A 17,560-nucleotide genomic window follows, 5' to 3' on the forward strand; every position below is an offset into this window, starting at 1 on the left:
CGCCACGGTACCGGCGGGCACGGCACCGTCCACAAGGGATGTCCGGTCCGTGGTCAGCGGCGGATCGGGTGCAGGCGGATCATGCCGCGGCTGTCGCCGGTGGCGAGCCAGGCCCCGTCGGGGCTGAAGGCGAGCGACTGGATCGGGGCGCCGGTCGGGCCGGTGGTGGCGACCGGCCGGCGGCCCGCCGCGTCGAGCAGCACGACCCGGCCGCCGGCGTCGCCGGTGGCGAGGAGGGCGCCGCCGTGGTCGTACACCATGGCGGTGATCCTCACGGGGTGGCCGAGGTCGCGGGCGGTGCCGGACAGCGCGGCGCCGGCCGGATCCCAGAACTCGACGAAGGCCGCCCCGCCGGCGGTGGCGGCCACGGCGAGGGTGCGCCCGTCGGGGCTGAACGCCAGGCGGGTCGCCGGGCTCGTGGCGAGGGCGGCGACGGGCGTACGGCCGGCGACGGCGTGCACCTCGACGGTGCGGTCGTGGCCGTACGCGGCCCACCGCCCGCCCGCGTCGAGCACGGCGTCCGCCGAGGTGGCCTGCGGCGCGGCGGCCGGGCTCGCGGGTCCGGCCGGCGCGGCGGGCGCCGAGGCCTTCCCGTCCGGCGTCAGGGTGCCCAGCTCACCGGCGGCGGCGAGGTCCCACAGCCGGAACTCCCCCGCGGCGAAGCCGACCGCGACCGGGGTGCCGTCGTGATACGCGATGTCCACGATCCCCGCCGTCGCCCGCGCGGCACCGGTGGTGGCCGGGACGGCGGTCGGTGCGCCGGTGCCGGCGGCGGTGTCGGTGCGCCACAACCGCCCGCACTCGTAGCCGCCGGTCGCGAACGCCGCGCCGTCGGGGCTGAACCGGACCGCGCGCACGGGGTTCGCGTGGCCGGTGAGCGGCTGGCCGCGGGCGGCGTGGGCGGCGACGTCCCACAGCCGGACGGTGGTGTCGCCGCCGCCGGACAGCAGGGTCGCGCTGTCGGGGGCGAACGCGAGGGCGAGCACGGCGCCGCCGTGGCCGGGCAGCTCCGTGGCGGCGCCCAGCCCGCGGGCGGGCGCGAGCGCCGGGAGCCGGTCCGCCTGCCGCGAAGGCCCGGCCTGCCGCGGGTGGTGGGGCCACCATACGGCCACGGCGGCGACGCCGGCGACCAGTGCCGCGAGCACCGTCCACACGCCGAGGCGCCGCACCCGCTCGGCGGCCGGCGCGACGCGCGGGGCCGGGGAGGCGACGAGCGGGTCGAGCACCGGCTCGTCGTCCCAGACGGACCCCGGCGCGAACGGCGGCGGGCCCAGCACGAGTTCCTCCGTCGGCGAGCGCGGCTCCGGCACGGCCGGCATCGTCGGCGGGTCGGGCAGCGCCGACGGCAGCGGCTCCGGCGGGCGCTGCCCGGGGATCGGCGCGGCCGGCGGGACGTGCAGGCTGCCGGCCGCGACGGCCAGCTCCGGGTGGTCCAGGACGCTCGGCGCGATCCCGGTCGCCCGGTGCAGCAGCGTCGCCGCCAGCGGCACCCGTGAGCCGCCGCCGACCAGGAAGATGCCGGCGACCTGGTCGTGGGTGATGCGGGCGGCCCGCAGCGTCCGCAGCGTCACCTCGACGGTGCGCCGCAGGTACGGCAGGGCGAGCGCCTCGAACTGCTCCCGGGTCACGTGGAGGGTGGCCGCGGCGACCGGGATGCGCAGGTCGCCGGTGGCGTGCCGGGACAGCTGCTCCTTGACCGCGCGGGCGCCGTGCCACAGCTGGTGGCGGGCCTCCTGGTCGGGCTGGGTCCGCGGCCGGTCCAGCCGCTGCCACACGGCGGGGCCGGCGGTGAGGGTGTCGCGGGCCAGGCCGACCACGGCGGCGTCCAGGTCGAGCCCGCCGACGTCGCCGAGCCCCGCCGACGCCACGACCTCGAAGGTCGCGCCGGCGGATCGCACCGCGCTGACGTCGAACGTACCGGCGCCCAGGTCGTACACGACCAGGCACCGGCCGGGCGGCAGCTCGTCGCCGAGGGCCCCGGCAAGGTACGCGGCCGCCGCGACCGGCTCCGGCACGAACCGCGCGGCACCGAGCCCGGCCCGCTCGGCGCCCCCGGCGAGCACGGCCAGGCGGGTCGGTCCCCACGTCGCCGGGTGGGTGAGCACGACGGTGGGCGGCGGCGCGCCGGTGGCGCGTTCGGCCTCGGCGGCGACCCGGCGCAGGACGGCGGCGACCAGGTCGACGACGGTGATCTCGCGCTCGCCGAGCAGGACGGTGCGCTCGTCGACGCGGCGCTTCGGGTTGGGCTCGTACGCGGCGGGGTACGCGACCGCGGCCCGCTCCGCGTCGGCGCCGGTGAGCAGGTCCCCGCCGGGCGCGGCGAACACGGCGGAGGGCAGCAGCGGGCTCGCGTCGAACAGCAGCGGCCGGGCGACACCGTCGGCGCCGGCGAGCATCGCCACGGTGGTGGAGGTGCCGAAGTCGATGCCGAGCCCCGATGCGCCGTTCGTCACCACCCGATGACCCTACGAAGTGCCGGCCGTCCGGCGGTACACACGGACGAGGTACCGGCGGTCAGGTCAGCCGGCGGCGACGTCCAGGCGGTGCAGCAGGAGCGTGCCGCCACCGCATCGACCGCCGTGTACGCCCGACCCCCGTCATGGCGCGCATGGTGACCAGCGCACTCGACGTACCGAACGGTAGTCGTTACGCTCTGCGTCTTGTCGCGTCCCAGCCGACGGCGAAGAGGCAGGTCAGGTCATTGGACGAGCAGCTGCGCGCCCCGTCGGCGCCGCCCGCGGCACCGTACGTGCCGCCGGTGCGGGCGTCCTCGCCGGCCGGGGAGCTGGTCCAGCCGTTCGGCCCCGGCACGCAGCAGCTCGACCCGGTCCGCGCCGAGCGGGACCGCACCCAGGCCGGCCAGCTGGCGCACGCCGCCGCGCAGGCCGGCCAGGCCGCCCAGGTCGCCGCGCAGGCGGCCCAGGCCGCGCAGGCCGCGGCGCAGGCCGCCGCGCTGCGGGTCGCCGGCGCCGCCGGGGTCGCGAGCCGGCACACCGTCGCCGGGGCGAAGCGGGCCGCGAGCAGCGTCGGCCGGTTCTTCATCGGCATCGGGTACTTCTGGCGCGGCCTGGCGATGTTCGTGCGGACCCCGGCGCTGTGGTTCTGGGCGCTGCTGCCGGTCGCGCTGACCGCCCTGTGCCTGCTGGCGGTGGAGAAGGGCGTGTCGGCGTTCATCGGCCTGGCGGTCGACTGGCTGCTCGGCTTCGTCGCCAGCTGGCCCTCGGCGCTGCGCTGGGCGCTCGGCTGGGTCATGCGCTGGGCCGCGGAGGCCGCGTTCCACCTGCTGGTGACGGCGCTGACGGTGCCGGTCACGATGTGCTTCGGCGCGTTCTTCCTGCCGTTCATGACCCGCGGCGTGGTACGGCGCACCGACGGCCCCGAGGTGGTGCCGCCGTCGTGGTGGCGGGCCGCGGGGGTCTGCCTGCGCCAGACGGTCGTGATCACGCTGGTGCTGCACCTGGGCTGGCTGATCTGCCTGCCGCTGCTGTTGCTGCCGGGCTTCAACCTGGTGGTCGCGTTCGGTGTCGGGCTGGTCTTCAACGGGTTCCTCGTCGGCGTGCTGGTGTTCTCCGTGTCGATGCACCACCACGGAGTCCGCGGCGCGCGGCAGCAGCTGGGGTTCGCGTGGCGGCACCGGGCGTACGTCACCGGGTTCGGGATGATGAGCCTGGTCGCGCTGATCCTGCCCGTACTGTCGCTGCGGTTCCTGGTGATCGTGCCGATCCCGGAGATCTTCGCCGCGCCGGGCGCGGTGCTGTACCTGGTGACCGCGCCGTCGGCGCTGGTCGGCGCGGTCATGCTGCACCGGCGCATCCTCGCGTCCTCGACGCCGGTGTCCGCGCCACCGGTGGTGCCGCCCGCGCCGTGGACGGATCCGCGGCTGGGGTACGGTCGGCACCATGTCGGCAGTGGCCACCTTCAACTCCCTCAAGGCAACCTCGGTCCCTGAGTTCACCCGCGATCCCGCGGCCGTGCTGGAGAAGCTCGGCACGCCGCTGGAGGTGTCCTTCGACTGGTCCGCCTACGTGATCCTGCCCGTGCTGGAGCTGCTCGGCGACCGTGGCATCACCCTGCACACGTCGCAGTACGACCGGCTGCTCGACGACGTGCCCGAGGACGACGACCGGTTCACGGTGCTGCTCACGCCGCAGCACCGTGAGTTCCTGCCCCGCCTGGACCCGGACGCGTTCGACGACGCCGAGTTCCGCGACCGGTTCGCCGAGGACCGCATCGAGCTGGACCCGGCCGAGGCCGGCGCCGCCGGCCGGGACGTCATCGTCCTGCTGCACGACTGTGTCGCCGAGGTCGCCGACGACGAGGTCATCGTCGTGCGGATCGGCTGAGGCCGCTACCCGAGCTTCGGCAGGACCGCCTCGGCGGTGCGGCGCTCGACCTTGAGGTTGCCGGCGTCGTTGCCGGCCGAGGTGGCGTACACGTCGACGACCTTGCCGCCGGCGTACACGTACAGGTGCCCGGCCAGCGAGTAGGCGGCCTCGCCGATCCCGGCGACCTGCTGCGCCTCCTTGTTCTGCACGTCGAACTGCTGGCGGGTCTCCACGTTGACCGTGACGTCGAGCTGGCCGCTGGTGAGCTGCCACTGGCAGTAGCGGGCGCCGCCGGTGTCGCCGCCCTCGTTGGTCATCAGCGTGACCTTCTGCCCGGTGAGGCCGGTGACCTCGGACCTGGTCAGCAGCGTGCAGATGTCCGGTAACCCGGCCGGGGCCGCGCTCTTCGTCGGGGCCGGTGCGCTCTTCGTGGCGGCCGGTGCGCCGCTCTTCGCGGCGGCCGCGCCGGTGGTGGCGGCGGGGGTCGGGGTGTTGCCGGCGCCGCCGAGCACGCCGCAGCCGGCGAGGCTCAGGGCACTGGTCAGCAGGGCGGTGGCGGCGAGGGTGCGGTGGCGCGACATGGGGGCTCCTCCGGGCTGCGCGATCTGGTGATCCCACCTTGACCGACGACCGGGCACCCCGCCCGCGCTACCGCGCCACCTGGCACTTTTCCGGGACGTTCAGCCGACCGGCACCGCCCGCACCGGTGGGTGGACGGTGAAGTCGAACCCGACGGAGTCCTCCGCACGGATGGTGACCCCGGTGTCGTCGAAGTCCGCGGTGTACGTGCGGGTGCACGGCTCCGCCGTGTGGCAGACCCGCCACTGGAACGTCGCCGGGCCGCGCCACCCGCCGGTGGTCGCGATCGGGTGCGCCTCGCCGTCGGCGGTGCGCATCGTCGCGGCGTGCCAGCGGCCGGGCTCGCACGCGAACCGGTGCGCGCCGTGCTCGTCGGCCAGCTCGGCGACCCAGCCGTGCGGTGCGCGTACCACGGCGAAACCGCTGATCATGGTGGGCTGGTCGATGGGCGGCCGGCCACCGCGCCGCGGCGGGGCGACCGGTTCACCGACCCGGAACCGGCGGCCGGGCAGGTCGGCGGCGGGCTCGGCGGCGCCGGTCAGCGTGGGCAGCACCAGGCCCTCCACCCGCGGCGGGGTCCCCGGCGCCGGGGTGGCGTCCAGCAGGTGCCGCCACACGGCGTCGAGGACGGCCTGCATGTCCGGCGCGCCGGAGGTGATGGCCACGACCGACTCCTGGGCCGGCATGACGATGATGAACTGGCCGAACGCGCCGTCGCCGCGGTACGCGCCGTGCCGGCAGCGCCAGAACTGGTAGCCGTAGCCCTGCTGCCAGTCCGGTGAGACGTCCGGGTCGGCGTCCGGCCCGCCGGTCGGCACCTGGCGGGCGGTGGCGGCCGCGACCCACTCCGGCGGCACCAGCTGCCGCCCCTGCCAGCGTCCGCCGAGCCGGTACAGCTCACCGAACCTCGCCAGGTCGGCGGTGCGCAGGCGCAGGCCCCAGCCGCCGAGGCTGACCCCGCGCGGGCAGGTGTCCCACGCCGCCGGGCCGAACCCGAGCGGCTCGAACAGCCGGGGCCGCAGGTAGTCCAGCAGCGTCCGGCCGGTGCGCCGCTGCACGATCGCGGACAGCGCGTACGTGGCGCCGCTGTTGTACACGAACCGGGTGCCGGGCTCGTGCACGACCGGCACCCGCAGGAACCCGCGGACCCAGTCGCGGTCGGGGTCGTCGTCCATCAGCGGCGCCGCGTCGGTGTCGTGGCCGGTCGTCATCGTCAGCAGGTGCCGCACCCGCATGCCGCGCAGGTCACCACCGCCGGGCAGGTGGTCGGCGACGAGGTCGTCGACGCTCAGCAGCCCGTCGGCGACGGCGAGCCCGACCGCGGTCGAGGTGAAGCTCTTGCTCAGCGAGTACAGCGTCTGTGGGCGCTCCGGCTCGTACGGGTGCCACCAGCCCTCGGCGACGGTCTCCCCGCCGCGCAGCCACACGAAACCGTGCACGCCGAGCTTCTCGACCTCGGCGACGAACCCTTCCACGGACGCGTCCACCGGCACACCCTACGATGGCGCCGGTGCGACGGGTGACGGTGCGGCGCGACGACGTGACGATCTCGGCGCTCGCCGGCGGGTCCGGCCCGCCGGTGGTGCTGCTGCACGGCCTCGCCGGCAGCGCCGCCGAGCTGGTGCCGACCGCGACCGGCCTGCTGGACGCGTACACCGTGGTCGTGCCGGACCAGCGCGGGCACGGGCACTCGACGCGCCGGCCCGCCGACGTCTCCCGCGACGCCTATGTCGCCGACGTGGTCGCGGTCCTGGACGCGCTCACCGGGCCGGCGGCCGGCCCGGCCGTGCTGGTCGGGCAGTCGATGGGGGCGCACACCGCGATGCTCGCCGCGGCCCGGCACCCGGACCGGGTCCGCGGCCTGGTGATGCTGGAGGGCGGGGTCGGCGGCGACGACGGCGACTACCCGAGCCGCCTCGGGGCGTGGTTCGCGTCGTGGCCGGTGCCGTTCCCGTCCCGGGAGGCGGCGGTCGCGTTCCTCGGCGGCCGGTCCCTGGCGCGGGTGTGGGCGGCGGACCTGGAGGAGCGCGCCGACGGCTACTGGCCGCGGTTCGACGCGGCGGTGATGACCGCCGCGATCCGGGGCGTGGCGGACGTCGCGCGGTGGGACGAGTGGGCCACGGTGCGGGCGCCGGCGCTGCTGGTGCGCGGCGCCGGCGGCACCGGCCCGCCGGACGAGGTCGAGCGGATGCTGCGGCTGCGGCCCGGCACCGGACACGTGGTCGTGCCCGACGCGGGGCACGACGTGCACCTGGACCAGCCGGCCGCCTGGCTCACCGTGCTGCGCGGCTTCTTGGACACGCTCGGCTGAACCCGCCCTCGACGGCCGGCGGTCCTGTCGGGTGGCGGCGGTCCCGGTTGGGCGGTGCGGCGAGAACCCGTCGGAACGTGGCAGGCGGGGCGCTGTCGCGGGGCCGGCGGCGGGCCTAGCGTCGCGGCATGGTGATCCTGGGGCCCGTGCTCATCGGGCTGCTGTACGCGGCGGTGAACTCGTTCGTGCCCGAACGGCACCGCCGGTCGTTCAACGCGCTGATGGTGGCCGGCGCCGGGGCGGCGTACCTCGGCGGCGGCGCGTTCGGGCCGCTGGAGCTGGCGTTCACGGCGCTGGTGACGGTCGTGGCGTTCCGCGGGCTGTCGTCGTGGCGGTGGGTCGGCGTCGGCTGGCTGCTGCACACCGTGTGGGATGTGGCGCACCACGTACGGGGCGCGCCGCTGCTGCCGTTCGCGCACGACTCGTCGTTCGGGTGCGCCATCTGCGACCCCGTCATCGCGCTGTGGTGCTTCGCCGGCGGGCCGTCCGTCGCGGACGTCGCCCGCCGGCTACAGCGGCGTCGCGTGGACCGTGATGCGGGTGAACGAGCCGACGTTGATGTGGTCGCCGTCGGCGAGCACGACGGGCAGCTCGGGCTGGATGGGCTCGTCGGCCCCGTTGACGAAGGTGGCGTTCGCCGAGCGTAGGTCGACCACCGCCCAGCCGCCGCCGGGCTGCGCGACGAGCAGGGCGTGCAGGTGCGACACCGCGGCGTCCTCGGGCGGGCCGGCCAGGTCGATGTCGGGGTAGCTGCCCCGCGAGCGGCTGCGCCGGCCGATGAGGACCTGCTCGCCGGTGAGCGGGAAGCGGCGCACGGGGCAGAACCGCGGGAAGGCGATCGTCGGGTCGGGGCCGTTCCACGCCTCGACCCGGTCGAAGTGGGCGCGGTCGGCGGTGACCACGGCGTGCCAGCCGGTCGCCGCCGTCTCCCCCGGCGGCGCGGGCACCGCACCGGGCGGCGTGACCACGTCCGGCGGCGTGGTGAGATCCGCCGACGCAGCGGTGACCTCCGGCGGCGTGGTGAGATCCGCCGACGACGCGGTGACCTCCGGCGGCGCGGCGGGGACGTCCTTCGGCGGTGCCGGGACGGCGAGGGCGTCGAAGCCGTCGACCTCGCAGAAGCGGCCGGTCATCGGCGTGCCGCACTCCGGGCACACGGCCGGCCGCGCCGGTGCCGGGGCAGCCGCGGGGCCGGCCGCGGCCGGCGGGTCCGGCTGCCGGGCGGCCGCCATGGCGGCACCGCAGACGTCGCAGTAGTCGGTGGTCTCCGACTCGTGGCCCTTCGGGCAGGCGGCCATGGTGGTCTCCTTCAGCTCGGTCGCATGCGGGTCGTCTTGCGCGACCCGAGCGCCGCGATCTCGGCGTCGATGTCGACGTCCTTGTTGTCCGAACGGCGCTTGAGCTGCACGGTGCCGGTGCGGGCGTCCTGGACCTCGACGACCCTGGCGAGCAGCTGCACGGTGTCGGACCGGCCGGACTCCGTCGCCAGCCGCACGGCGCGGCCGAGCCGGGCGGTCGCGGTGACCGTGTCGCCGGCCTCCCGGGCGGCGAGACCCTCCTGGATCGCCGAGGCGAGCTCGGCGGCGCCGGTGTAGTGCGCGACCCGCTTGTTGAGCCGGGTCGACTTCACCTCCTCGTCGGTCCACACGGCCCGCACGAGGCCCTTGGCGAGGACGTCGTCGCCGCGCACGACGCTGACCCGGGCCGCGAGCTTCTCCTCGCCGAGCACACCGACGGTGCCGGGGTCCAGCTCGACGGACAGGTGGTAGTCGCGGCTCTCGGCGCCCCACGCGCCGGTCGGGTAGTCACCGACGCGGGCGCTGACGTCGGTGCGCCGGTCGGTGAGGTCCAGGATCTCCGGGTGGACCTGCTTGACGAAGCGGATCCGGGCACCGGCCGGCGTCCACAGGCGCAGGGCGATCCCGGCGACGGTCTTGCCCATGGCGGCCTCGATCATCGACCGGAAGTCGGCCTCGAGCCCGGCCGGGTCCTTCATGCCGTCGGCGGTGCCGAGCAGCGCCTCGGCGACCTTGATCAGCTCGGCGGCGCTCCAGTTCTGCCCGACGCCGCGGCTGTCGCAGACGAACAGGCCGGCGCACTGGTCCAGGGCCGCCTGGAAGGTGCGCTCGGACTCGCCGTTGCGCCCGTCGGTGAGCAGGATCGCGTGGCGGATCTCGGCCCGGTCGGCGAGGAACAGCTCCCTGGCGAGGGTGAGCCAGGTGCCGATCTGGGTGCCGCCGCCGGCCTTGAGGTGCCGGATCGCCTGTTTCGCGGCGCTGCGGGTGCGGTCGTCGGCGACGGCGAGGACCTGCTGCTCCGGGTACACCATCTGAGCCCAGTCGCTGCCCGCGACGACGGCGAACGCGACGCCGTCGCGCAGGGTGTCCACGGCGACCGCGGCGGCCTTGCGTGCCTGGACGATCCGGTCGCCGCTCATCGACCCCGAGCAGTCGATCATGATGACCTCGGCGGCGGGCGCCCCGGCACGCACCGTGCCGCCCCCGCCCGCGCCGGCCGTGACGGTGACGACGGCGTCCACGACGGTCGCCCCCTCGGGCAGGTACTCGTTCTGGAAGACCTCCGCTACGACACCGCTGGACGGCTCGGTCATGGCGCTCCTCTCGAAGGGTCGGTGGCCGGCGGTCCGGGGTCGAACGCGACGGCGGCGACGGTGATGTTGTCGGCCCCGCCGGCGTCGCGGGCGAAGGCCGCCAGCCGCCGCGCGAGCCGGTCGACCCCGGGTGTGTCGACGGCGCCGGTCCACGCCGGGTACCGGGTGAGCCCGTCGCTGCTGAGCAGCAGCACACCGGCGGTGCTGGGGCGCAGCGTGGTCAGGTGCGGGTCGCCGGCGGGCGCGTCGGCGCCGAGCCACCGGGTCAGCGCGGCCGCCTGCGCCGACAGCCGCAGTGCCGCGGCGTCGACCCCGGCGGCGGCGAGCTGCCCGGCGAGGGAGTCATCGACGGTGAGGCAGCGGGCGCCGTCGCCGTCGAGCCAGTACGCCCGGCTGTCGCCGACCCAGCCGACGGTGACCTGCCCGTCCTCGACGACCGCGGCGAGGAACGTGCACGCCGGCGCGTCGAACCGGGCACCCGGGTCGGCGAGCTCGGCGACCGCCGCCGACGCCGCCCGGTACGCCGCCGCGACGTCACCACCGCCGACGAGCACCTCGATCGCCTCGACGGCGGCCGTGGTCGCGGCCGCGTCGGAGTCCGGGGCGCTGGACACGCCGTCGCAGACGACGACGGCCCGCCGGCCGCCGGCGACCCCGATCGCGTACGCGTCCTCGTTGCGTCCCTTGCGCAGCCCCCGGTCGGTGACCGCGCTGACCCCGGGCAGGTCGTCCTCGGCGTGGTCGCGTCCGGCCCCGCGGCGCAGGCCGCAGCCGTCGCAGTACCCGTCGGTGCCGACGCCACCCCCGCACGCGGCGCACGGGCCGCCGGCCGCCCGCGAGGACCGCCAGACGGCGCCGCCGGCCGGACCATCGGCGGCGGCGGAGAAGTCGGCGACGGACAGATCGAAAACGGACAGATCGGGGGCGGGCAGGTCGGGGGCGGGCAGGTCGGCGGGGGCCGTCAGGCCGGCGGGGGCGGACAGGTCGGCGCCGCACGACTCGCAGAAGCGGTCACCGTCCACAGTGGACGCCGTGCACGACGGGCAGGCGGCCGTCACAGCCAGGTCCTCGGCCGGACCCGGTTGGCCTGGTCGACGAGCCCGATGCGGGTGTCGCGGTCCGGGGCGACCTTCGCCAGGACCCGGAACGCCTGTTCGAGCCCCAGCCGCAGGTCCCGCTCCGACAGCCGGCGGGTGAGCACGCTCGCCGTGCCGGCGTTGCCCGCCTGGACCCAGGCCAGGGCGGCCCGCAGGGTCTCCACGGTGAGCCGGGCCCGGCGCTCGACGTCCAGGCCGAGGCGTTCGACGCGGCCGGAGACGTCGATCAGGTCGGGCTCGCCGAGGCGGTCCGCCGGCGCGGCCAGGCGGGCCCGGACCGCGGCGACCTGCGCCGGGACGCTGTGGCTGGAGCTGTCCGGGACCGCGTCGAGCACGGCGACGGCGCCGGGCAGGTCGTCGCGGGCGGCGAGGATGCGGGCGACACCGAACGCCGCACTGACGAACGACCGGTCCGTGCGCCACACCGCCGCGTAGTGCCGCAGTGCGGTGTCGGTGTCGCCGTCCGCCTCGGCCGCGGCGGCCAGCGCGAGCTGCGGGGCGAGCTCGCCGGGCAGCGCCCCGTAGACGGCGTCGAAGGCGGCCCTGGCCTCGCCCGGGCGCCCGGCGGCGAGCGCGACCATGCCCCGGTGCCAGTCGACGCGCCAGTCCGGGTCGCTCACCCCGTCCAGGTCGGCGGCGGCACCGTCGAGGTCACCGGCGGCGATGCGGGCACGCACGACGGCGAGGGTGACCTCGACCGCGTCGCCGCCGACGGAGTACAGCGCCGCCGACAGCAGCTCCGGGTCGGCGGTCGGCATCGTGGCCAGCAGCGCCGCGCCGGGGTCGGCCGGGTCGACGGTCGGCACCGGCAGCCCGGCGGCGACCTCCGCCCCGTCGGGCCGGGCCGTCCCCGCGCCGTCCCCGGCGCCGAGGGCGGTGCCGGCGGTGACCAGACCGGCCGCGGTGCCGAACGCCCGGCGCTCCCCGGTGAACTGGGTCGACACGCCAGGGCGGGGCCGGCCGTCGGCGGCGCTGAGCACCTGCCGCAGCACCCCGGTGAGCTGTTCGGCCATCTCCGCCGCCGAGCCGAACCGGCGGGCCGGGTCGCGGTCGGTGGCGCGCAGCAGCAGCCGGTGATAGGACTCCTCGCGGGCCAGCAGCGGCACCGTCGCCGGGTCCGGCAGGTGGTCGACGAACGTCGTGGTGAAGCCGCAGAAGTCGAAGCTCAGCACCGCCATCGACCGGGCCACGGTGTAGAGGTCGGAGGCGACCGACGGTCCGGCCGTGGCGACCTCGGGCGCCTGGTAGCCGACGGTGCCCCACACGGCGCTGACGTCGTCGTCGGCGCGCCGCACGGCGCCGAGGTCGACGAGCTTGACCCGCTGGTCGGTGTGCAGCGCGTTGTCGGGCTTGAAGTCGCAGTAGAGCAGGTCCCGCTCGTGCAGGTAGCCCAGCGCCGGCAGGATCTCCAGGGCGTAGGCGATGACCTGCGGCAGCGGCAGCGGCTGGCGGGTACCGCCGGTGACCGGGCGGGCCAGGTAGATGTCGCGCAGCGACAGGCCGCCGACGTACTCCATGACGATGTAGCCGACCCGGTCGCCGGTGGACGGGTCGGGGTGCGACACGAAGTCGTAGATCTTCACGATCGACGGGTGGTCGACCTCGACGAGGAAGCGCCGTTCGGTGATCGCGGCCGCGGTGGCGTCCGGGTCACCGGAGTCGATGAGGCCCTTGAGCACGACCCAGCGGTCGCTGACCTCGTCGCCGACGTTGCGGTCGCGGGCCAGGTAGATCCAGCCGAGGCCGCCGTAGGCGATGGCGCCGAGGACCTCGTACCGGCCGGCGACCACGGCGCCCGGCGGCAGCGACGGCCGGAAGTTGTACCGGGTGCGGCAGTTCGGGCAGAACCCCTCCACGAGCGCGGGCCGGCCGTCCCGGGCCCGGCCGACGGGCTGCTCGCAGCTGCCGCAGAACCGGCGGTGCTCCGGCACCTGCGGGTCGGGCAGCACCGCGCCGGCCGGGTCCCGGCGCGGCAGCGCGGGCAGCGCGACCAGCGGCGCGGCGCCCCGCCCGCGCCCGGTGGAGCGGCCCGACGTGCGCCCGGACGCGCCGCCGGCCGCCGACGGGGTCGAGCCCTCCGTGACCGGGGCGGGAACGCCGGCGCCGGCCTGCTTGTGGCCGCACTCGTCGCAGTACCCGTCCTCGTCGTAGGAGCCCGGGCAGCCAGCCTGTGCGCACTGACTCATGTCGGTCTCCCTTCGGCGGCGCCGGACAGCGCCTGCTGGTAGGCGAAGACGGCCCTGGTCGCCGCCCGCAGGTCGCACGGCGCGGCCCACAGCAGCTCGCGGGCGGCACGGTACCGCTCGAGCAGCGCGGGGTCCTCGACGCGGTCGAGCCGGACCGCCTTGGCCCGGTACGCCTCGAGCCGCCCGCGCAGCTCCTCGCGCCGGTCGAGCAGGCCCCGGGCGGCGTTGGCCCGGTCCTCGGCGGCGCTGACGGCGGCGGACAGGTCCCGGTCGAGGGTGCTCAGGCGCCGGTCCAGGGCCGGCCAGGCGTCCAGGTCGAGGGCGTCGGTGGCGCGCACCGCGTCGGCGACCGCGGCCTGCCACCGCGGGTGGGTGCCGGCCGGGTCGGGCAGGCCCGGGTCGGCGATCTTCGCCACCGCGGCGGCGTGCGCCTCGCGGGCCCGCTGCTCCGCGGCGGCCAGGGCGGTGAGCAGGGTGTCGAGGCGGGTCAGGCGGCCGGGCAGCGCGACCCGCAGCGCGGCCAGCTCCGACAGCCGCCGCACCGTGCGGGCCAGGTCCTCGCGCAGCGCCGCCCAGGCCGGCTCGTCGACGCTGAACGGGTCGTGCAGGGCATCGGCGTACACCTGCTGCAACCGCGACTGCAAAGGTCCGGTGGTCGCGGCGTGGTCGGCGCCGAGGCGGTGGTGCGCGGCGACGGCCGCCTCCAGGGCCGTGTCCAGCTCGATCAGCCGCTCGGTGAGCGCCGCCCGGGCCGCGCCGACCCGGTCGAGGGCCTCGGCCGCCGCCGCGCACTGCCGCTCCAGGTCGGCCACGAACGCGGCCGGCGGCAGGTCCGGCAGGCCGTCGAGCGGGTCGACCGGCACCGGCGCGGCGAGGATGCGGGCGGCGTCGGCGTCGCGGGACCGGCCGGACAGCGCCCGCAGCCGCTCCAGCACGTCGCGGGCCGCGACGAACCCCGACCACAGCCGGCCGACGTCGACGCCGGACCACAGCCGCGCCGTGGCGCCGCGCACCGCCACGCCGCGCAGCAGCGCGTGGGCCGGGTGGGTGTCCACGGTGTACAGCGCCGCCGCCAGCCGGTCGTGCGCGGCCGCCAGCTGCGCGACCGCCACGTCGGTGCCCGTCCGCATGCCGCGGTCAGTCCCGGTACTTCGCCGGCGGGGCGGCCGGCACCGGCCCGTACTTGGCGAACCAGCGGCTGTAGATGGTGGTCCAGGTGCCGTCGGCGCGGATGCGGTCCAGCACCCCGTTGACGAACCGGACCAGCTCCGGGGTCTCCAGCGGCATCGCGACGGCGGACGGCTCGTCGCTGATCCTGGCGCCGACGACCTCGGTGCCGGGGTCCTGCGCGGCCAGGCCCAGCAGGAGCACGTCCACGGTGGACACCGCGTCGACCTGCCCCTGCTGCAGCATGACCAGGCAGTCCAGGGTGCTGTCGGTGGCGACCGCGACCGGCTTCGACGGCTGCTTCATGATCGTGACGATGCTGGTGCTGCCCCGGGTCGCGCACACCTTGCGGCCGGCGAGGTCGGCGAAGTCCTTGATGCCGGAACCGCGGTTGACCAGCAGCCGCTGCCCCGAGGTCAGGTACTCGGTGGAGAACGCCACCTGCTGCATCCGCTCGCACGTCGAGGTCATCGTGCGGATCACCATGTCCACCTCGCGCCGCTGCAGCACCGGGATCCGGTCGGCGGTGGTGATCGCCCGCCACTGGATCGCGTCGGGGTTGCCCAGCAGCGCCCTGGCGATCTCCCGGGCCAGGTCGATCTCGAAGCCGACGACCTGCCCGGTGACCGGGTCCCGGTAGCTGGTGAGGTACGCGTTCTGGTCGATGCCGACGATCAGCCGCCCCCGCTCGGCGATCTTCGCCATGGCGGTGCCGGCCGGCATCCTGCCCGGCGCCGGCAGCGCCGCCGGCGGCCGCAGGCTGGCCCGCGGGTCGCAGGCCGGCGGGGACGTCGCCGGCGGGCTCGGCGGCTCCGCGGGGTCCTGCACGTTGAGCGGCCGGGGCACGGCGGCCGCGGCCGAGCTGTCCACCGCCGGGGTCGCCGGCCGCCCGCCGCAGCCCGACAGCACGAGCAGCGCCAGCACCACCACCACGGGCTTCTTCATCGGTACTCCGCGATCCGCTGGTTCAGGCCGTACGCGGCGGCCGCCGCGCCGGCGAGGGCGAGCAGCGCGACGGCGACGTCGACACCGCCGAGCGCGTCACCGGCGCGGCCCGCCTCCCGGTCGAAGCGCCGCCCGCCGCCGGCGATGCCCTCGCCGAGGGCCGCGTCGAGCCGGCCGGCGGCGCTCGCCGCGCTGGCGTCGCCGTCGGTGGCCAGCCGCACGGCCTCCGCGTGCTGGCTGCCGTCGTCGAGCTCGCGGACCTTCCGGTGGATCGTCAACCAGTCCGCGGCGTGCCGCTGCGCGTCCTGGACGGCGGCCCGGGCCGCGTCGTCGGGTGCCTCCTGGTGCGCCCGTTGCAGCAGGCCGCCCTTGCCGTCCTTGCCGGCGAGGCGCTCCATCATCACGGTGAAGTCCTGCTCGAACGCCTTGCCGTCGCCGCGGGCGATCAGCGTCAGCCCCTCGTCGGCGCGGGCCTGCAGCGCGGTGATGCGGGCCTCGGCGAGCAGCGCCACCTGCTGCGACCCGCCGTCGCGGCCGGCGCCGATGTGCCCGGCGGCGCCGCTGGCCGCCACCGCCAGCCAGCCGGACGCGACGAGCGCGGCGAGGGTGGCCAGGACCAGGCCGCGGTTGAGCCGCCGGTTCGTCAGCCGCACCAGGTACCACTGGGTCAGCACCAGCGCGCCGAGCAGCAGCAGGCCGAGCAGGCTCAGCGTCCACGGCCACCGGGCCACCGCCCGCTGCGCGTCGGCCAGCCGGGCCGACTCCGCCTCGAACAGGTCCTGCGCCGCCGGCAGGATGATCTGGCGCATCAGCGCCGACGCCTCGCGCAGGTACGCGCCGCCGAGCGGGATCCCCTGCCGGTTGTAGGTGCGGGCCGACTCGACCAGGCCCGTGTAGGCGGGGATCTGCCGCACGAGCACCCCGAGCGCCGCCGCGCTGCGCCCCTCCGCGCCGCGCAGCGCGACCGTCAGCGCCGAGGACGCCCGCGCGATGTCGTCGAGGTAGCGCTTGCGCAGCTGCGGAGGCTCGACCCCGTTGGCGAGGAACGCGCTGGCGGCGGTCGCGTCGGCGTCGGACAGCGACCGGTAGATGTCCTGCGCCTGCAGGCTCAGCGGGCCGCTGCGGTCGGTCACGTCCCGGACCAGCCCGACGCCGGCCCGCATGGTGAGGACCCCGGCCAGGCCGAACGCGAGGCCGAGCACGACCACCACGACCGTCAGCGTGGTGAGCCGGCCCGGGCTCGTCGCGGCCCGGCGGATGAGTCGACGCCACGCGGTTGCCAAGAACATCTCCCCGTCTCGATGATGCCCCCGAACATATCCGGCTGCGTCAACCTTTTGACAGCCGCGCCCGGCGGGCTCCGGCCGTCGTGCCGGACCCGCCGCGACGGTCGGCAGTTGGCGTGGACGCGGTGAACGTGGCCGGCGCCGGCAGCCCCGGCGCATAGGATCGGGTCTTCGGCACACGAGGCTCTGGAGGTCGACGCATGGGTGGTCCACTCGTTCAGGTCGCGGACGTCCCGGACGGTGCGATCCTGCTCGACGCGCGGTGGTCCCCCCAGCCGCCGCCGGCGCTGGAGCGGTACCGGGCCGCGCACCTGCCCGGCGCCCGGTTCGTCGACCTCGACACCGATCTCGCCGCGCCGCCCGGCGCCGGTGGCCGGCACCCGCTGCCGACCGCCGCGGCGTTCCAGGCCGCGATGCGCCGCCTCGGCGTCGGTGACGGCACGCCGGTCGTCGCCTACGACGACCGGGACGCCTCGGTCGCCGGGCGGCTGTGGTGGATGCTGCGCCACTGGGGGCACCGTGACGTGCGGGTCCTCGACGGTGGCATCGCGGCCTGGATCCGGGCCGGCCGGCCCACCGAGTCCGGCGACCCGGTGCCGGTGCCGCCCGGCGACTTCACCGCCGGCGAGCCCCGCGACGACCTGCTCACCGCCGATGAGGTGCCGGCGTTCGTCAGGGACGGGGTGCTGCTCGACGCGCGGCTCGGCCCCCGCTTCCGCGGCGAGGTCGAGCCCCTCGACCCGGTGGCCGGCCACATCCCGGGCGCGGTGTCGGCGCCCACGTTCGACAACAGCGACGCCGACGGGCTGTTCCTGCCGCCGGAGCGGCTCCGCGAGCGGTTCCTCGCCCTCGGGGTGAGCGACGACCGGCCGGTGGCCGCCTACTGCGGCTCGGGGGTGACCGCCGCGCACGAGGTCATCGCCCTCGAGCTCGCCGGGTTCGCGCCGCGCCTGTACGCGGGATCCTGGAGCGACTGGATCACCGACCCCGACCGCCCGGTGGCCACGGGCCCCTGACCGGTCCAGCGCGCCGGGCCCGGCGCGCTGTGCCGGG

14 protein-coding genes and 1 pseudogene are annotated in these 17,560 nt (G+C 76.6%); 5 read left to right on the plus strand and 10 right to left on the minus strand.

Features of this window, described 5'->3' with window-relative positions; translation table 11 throughout:
- Positions 1 to 53: 53 nt before the first annotated feature.
- Positions 54 to 2,456: an Hsp70 family protein gene (locus tag OP18_RS53755; protein ID WP_052388046.1), complete on the minus strand. Its 2,403-nt coding sequence runs from the start codon at positions 2,454 to 2,456 to the stop codon at positions 54 to 56.
- Between the two features lie 245 nt (positions 2,457 to 2,701).
- On the opposite strand from OP18_RS53755, the gene OP18_RS40330 reads away from it, so the two are divergent.
- Both OP18_RS40330 and OP18_RS40335 read left to right on the plus strand, forming a co-directional pair.
- The gene (locus OP18_RS40330; protein WP_033364437.1) at positions 2,702 to 3,949 is read left to right on the plus strand and encodes an EI24 domain-containing protein; all 1,248 of its coding nucleotides are present in this window, start codon (positions 2,702 to 2,704) and stop codon (positions 3,947 to 3,949) included.
- Positions 3,900 to 4,343 (plus strand): hypothetical protein, encoded by a 444-nt coding sequence (locus OP18_RS40335; protein WP_156090127.1) that lies wholly within the window; start codon positions 3,900 to 3,902, stop codon positions 4,341 to 4,343. Before OP18_RS40330 ends, OP18_RS40335 begins: the two co-directional genes overlap by 50 nt.
- A gap of 5 nt (positions 4,344 to 4,348) precedes the next feature.
- Here OP18_RS40335 and OP18_RS53760 read toward each other — a convergent pair whose 3' ends face one another.
- The gene (locus tag OP18_RS53760; RefSeq protein WP_052388047.1) at positions 4,349 to 4,906 is read right to left on the minus strand and encodes a DUF3558 family protein; all 558 of its coding nucleotides are present in this window, start codon (positions 4,904 to 4,906) and stop codon (positions 4,349 to 4,351) included.
- A gap of 99 nt (positions 4,907 to 5,005) precedes the next feature.
- Positions 5,006 to 6,391 (minus strand): serine hydrolase domain-containing protein, encoded by a 1,386-nt coding sequence (locus OP18_RS53765; protein WP_162189890.1) that lies wholly within the window; start codon positions 6,389 to 6,391, stop codon positions 5,006 to 5,008.
- A gap of 23 nt (positions 6,392 to 6,414) precedes the next feature.
- Between OP18_RS53765 and OP18_RS40350 the strand changes: the two genes are divergently transcribed.
- Both OP18_RS40350 and OP18_RS61295 read left to right on the plus strand, forming a co-directional pair.
- Entirely contained in the window at positions 6,415 to 7,215 is an 801-nt protein-coding gene (locus tag OP18_RS40350; RefSeq protein WP_033364502.1) for an alpha/beta fold hydrolase, read from the plus strand.
- Between the two features lie 128 nt (positions 7,216 to 7,343).
- Positions 7,344 to 7,691 (plus strand): annotated as a pseudogene (locus tag OP18_RS61295) (DUF6010 family protein); the annotation flags it as partial.
- A gap of 33 nt (positions 7,692 to 7,724) precedes the next feature.
- Here OP18_RS61295 and OP18_RS40355 read toward each other — a convergent pair.
- Genes OP18_RS40355 through OP18_RS40385 form a run of 7 tightly spaced genes read right to left on the minus strand, consistent with a single transcriptional unit; the run spans position 7,725 to position 16,510 of the window.
- A complete protein-coding gene (locus tag OP18_RS40355) occupies positions 7,725 to 8,513 on the minus strand; it encodes an FHA domain-containing protein (protein ID WP_033364439.1) in 789 nt (262 codons plus the stop codon).
- A gap of 11 nt (positions 8,514 to 8,524) precedes the next feature.
- The gene (locus tag OP18_RS40360; protein WP_033364440.1) at positions 8,525 to 9,826 is read right to left on the minus strand and encodes a VWA domain-containing protein; all 1,302 of its coding nucleotides are present in this window, start codon (positions 9,824 to 9,826) and stop codon (positions 8,525 to 8,527) included.
- Complete coding sequence (locus tag OP18_RS40365; RefSeq protein ID WP_052388050.1) at positions 9,823 to 10,884, minus strand: PP2C family protein-serine/threonine phosphatase; 1,062 nt, start codon at positions 10,882 to 10,884, stop codon at positions 9,823 to 9,825. The genes OP18_RS40360 and OP18_RS40365 overlap by 4 nt, the downstream gene beginning before the upstream one ends.
- Positions 10,881 to 13,109, minus strand: a complete 2,229-nt coding sequence (locus tag OP18_RS40370; RefSeq protein ID WP_033364441.1) for a serine/threonine-protein kinase — start codon at positions 13,107 to 13,109, stop codon at positions 10,881 to 10,883. The genes OP18_RS40365 and OP18_RS40370 overlap by 4 nt, the downstream gene beginning before the upstream one ends.
- Entirely contained in the window at positions 13,106 to 14,239 is a 1,134-nt protein-coding gene (locus OP18_RS53775; RefSeq protein WP_052388051.1) for a coiled-coil domain-containing protein, read from the minus strand. The genes OP18_RS40370 and OP18_RS53775 overlap by 4 nt, the downstream gene beginning before the upstream one ends.
- A 7-nt stretch (positions 14,240 to 14,246) precedes the next feature.
- Positions 14,247 to 15,221 (minus strand): glutamate ABC transporter substrate-binding protein, encoded by a 975-nt coding sequence (locus OP18_RS40380; RefSeq protein WP_033364442.1) that lies wholly within the window; start codon positions 15,219 to 15,221, stop codon positions 14,247 to 14,249.
- Positions 15,218 to 16,510, minus strand: a complete 1,293-nt coding sequence (locus tag OP18_RS40385) for a hypothetical protein (protein WP_033364443.1) — start codon at positions 16,508 to 16,510, stop codon at positions 15,218 to 15,220. The genes OP18_RS40380 and OP18_RS40385 overlap by 4 nt, the downstream gene beginning before the upstream one ends.
- A 197-nt stretch (positions 16,511 to 16,707) precedes the next feature.
- Here OP18_RS40385 and OP18_RS40390 point away from each other — a divergent pair, with 197 nt between their 5' ends.
- Positions 16,708 to 17,523 (plus strand): sulfurtransferase, encoded by an 816-nt coding sequence (locus OP18_RS40390; protein WP_033364444.1) that lies wholly within the window; start codon positions 16,708 to 16,710, stop codon positions 17,521 to 17,523.
- The last annotated feature ends 37 nt before the right edge of the window (positions 17,524 to 17,560 follow it).

It is taken from the genome of Dactylosporangium aurantiacum (assembly GCF_000716715.1).
Classification (GTDB): Bacteria; Actinomycetota; Actinomycetes; order Mycobacteriales; family Micromonosporaceae; genus Dactylosporangium; species Dactylosporangium aurantiacum.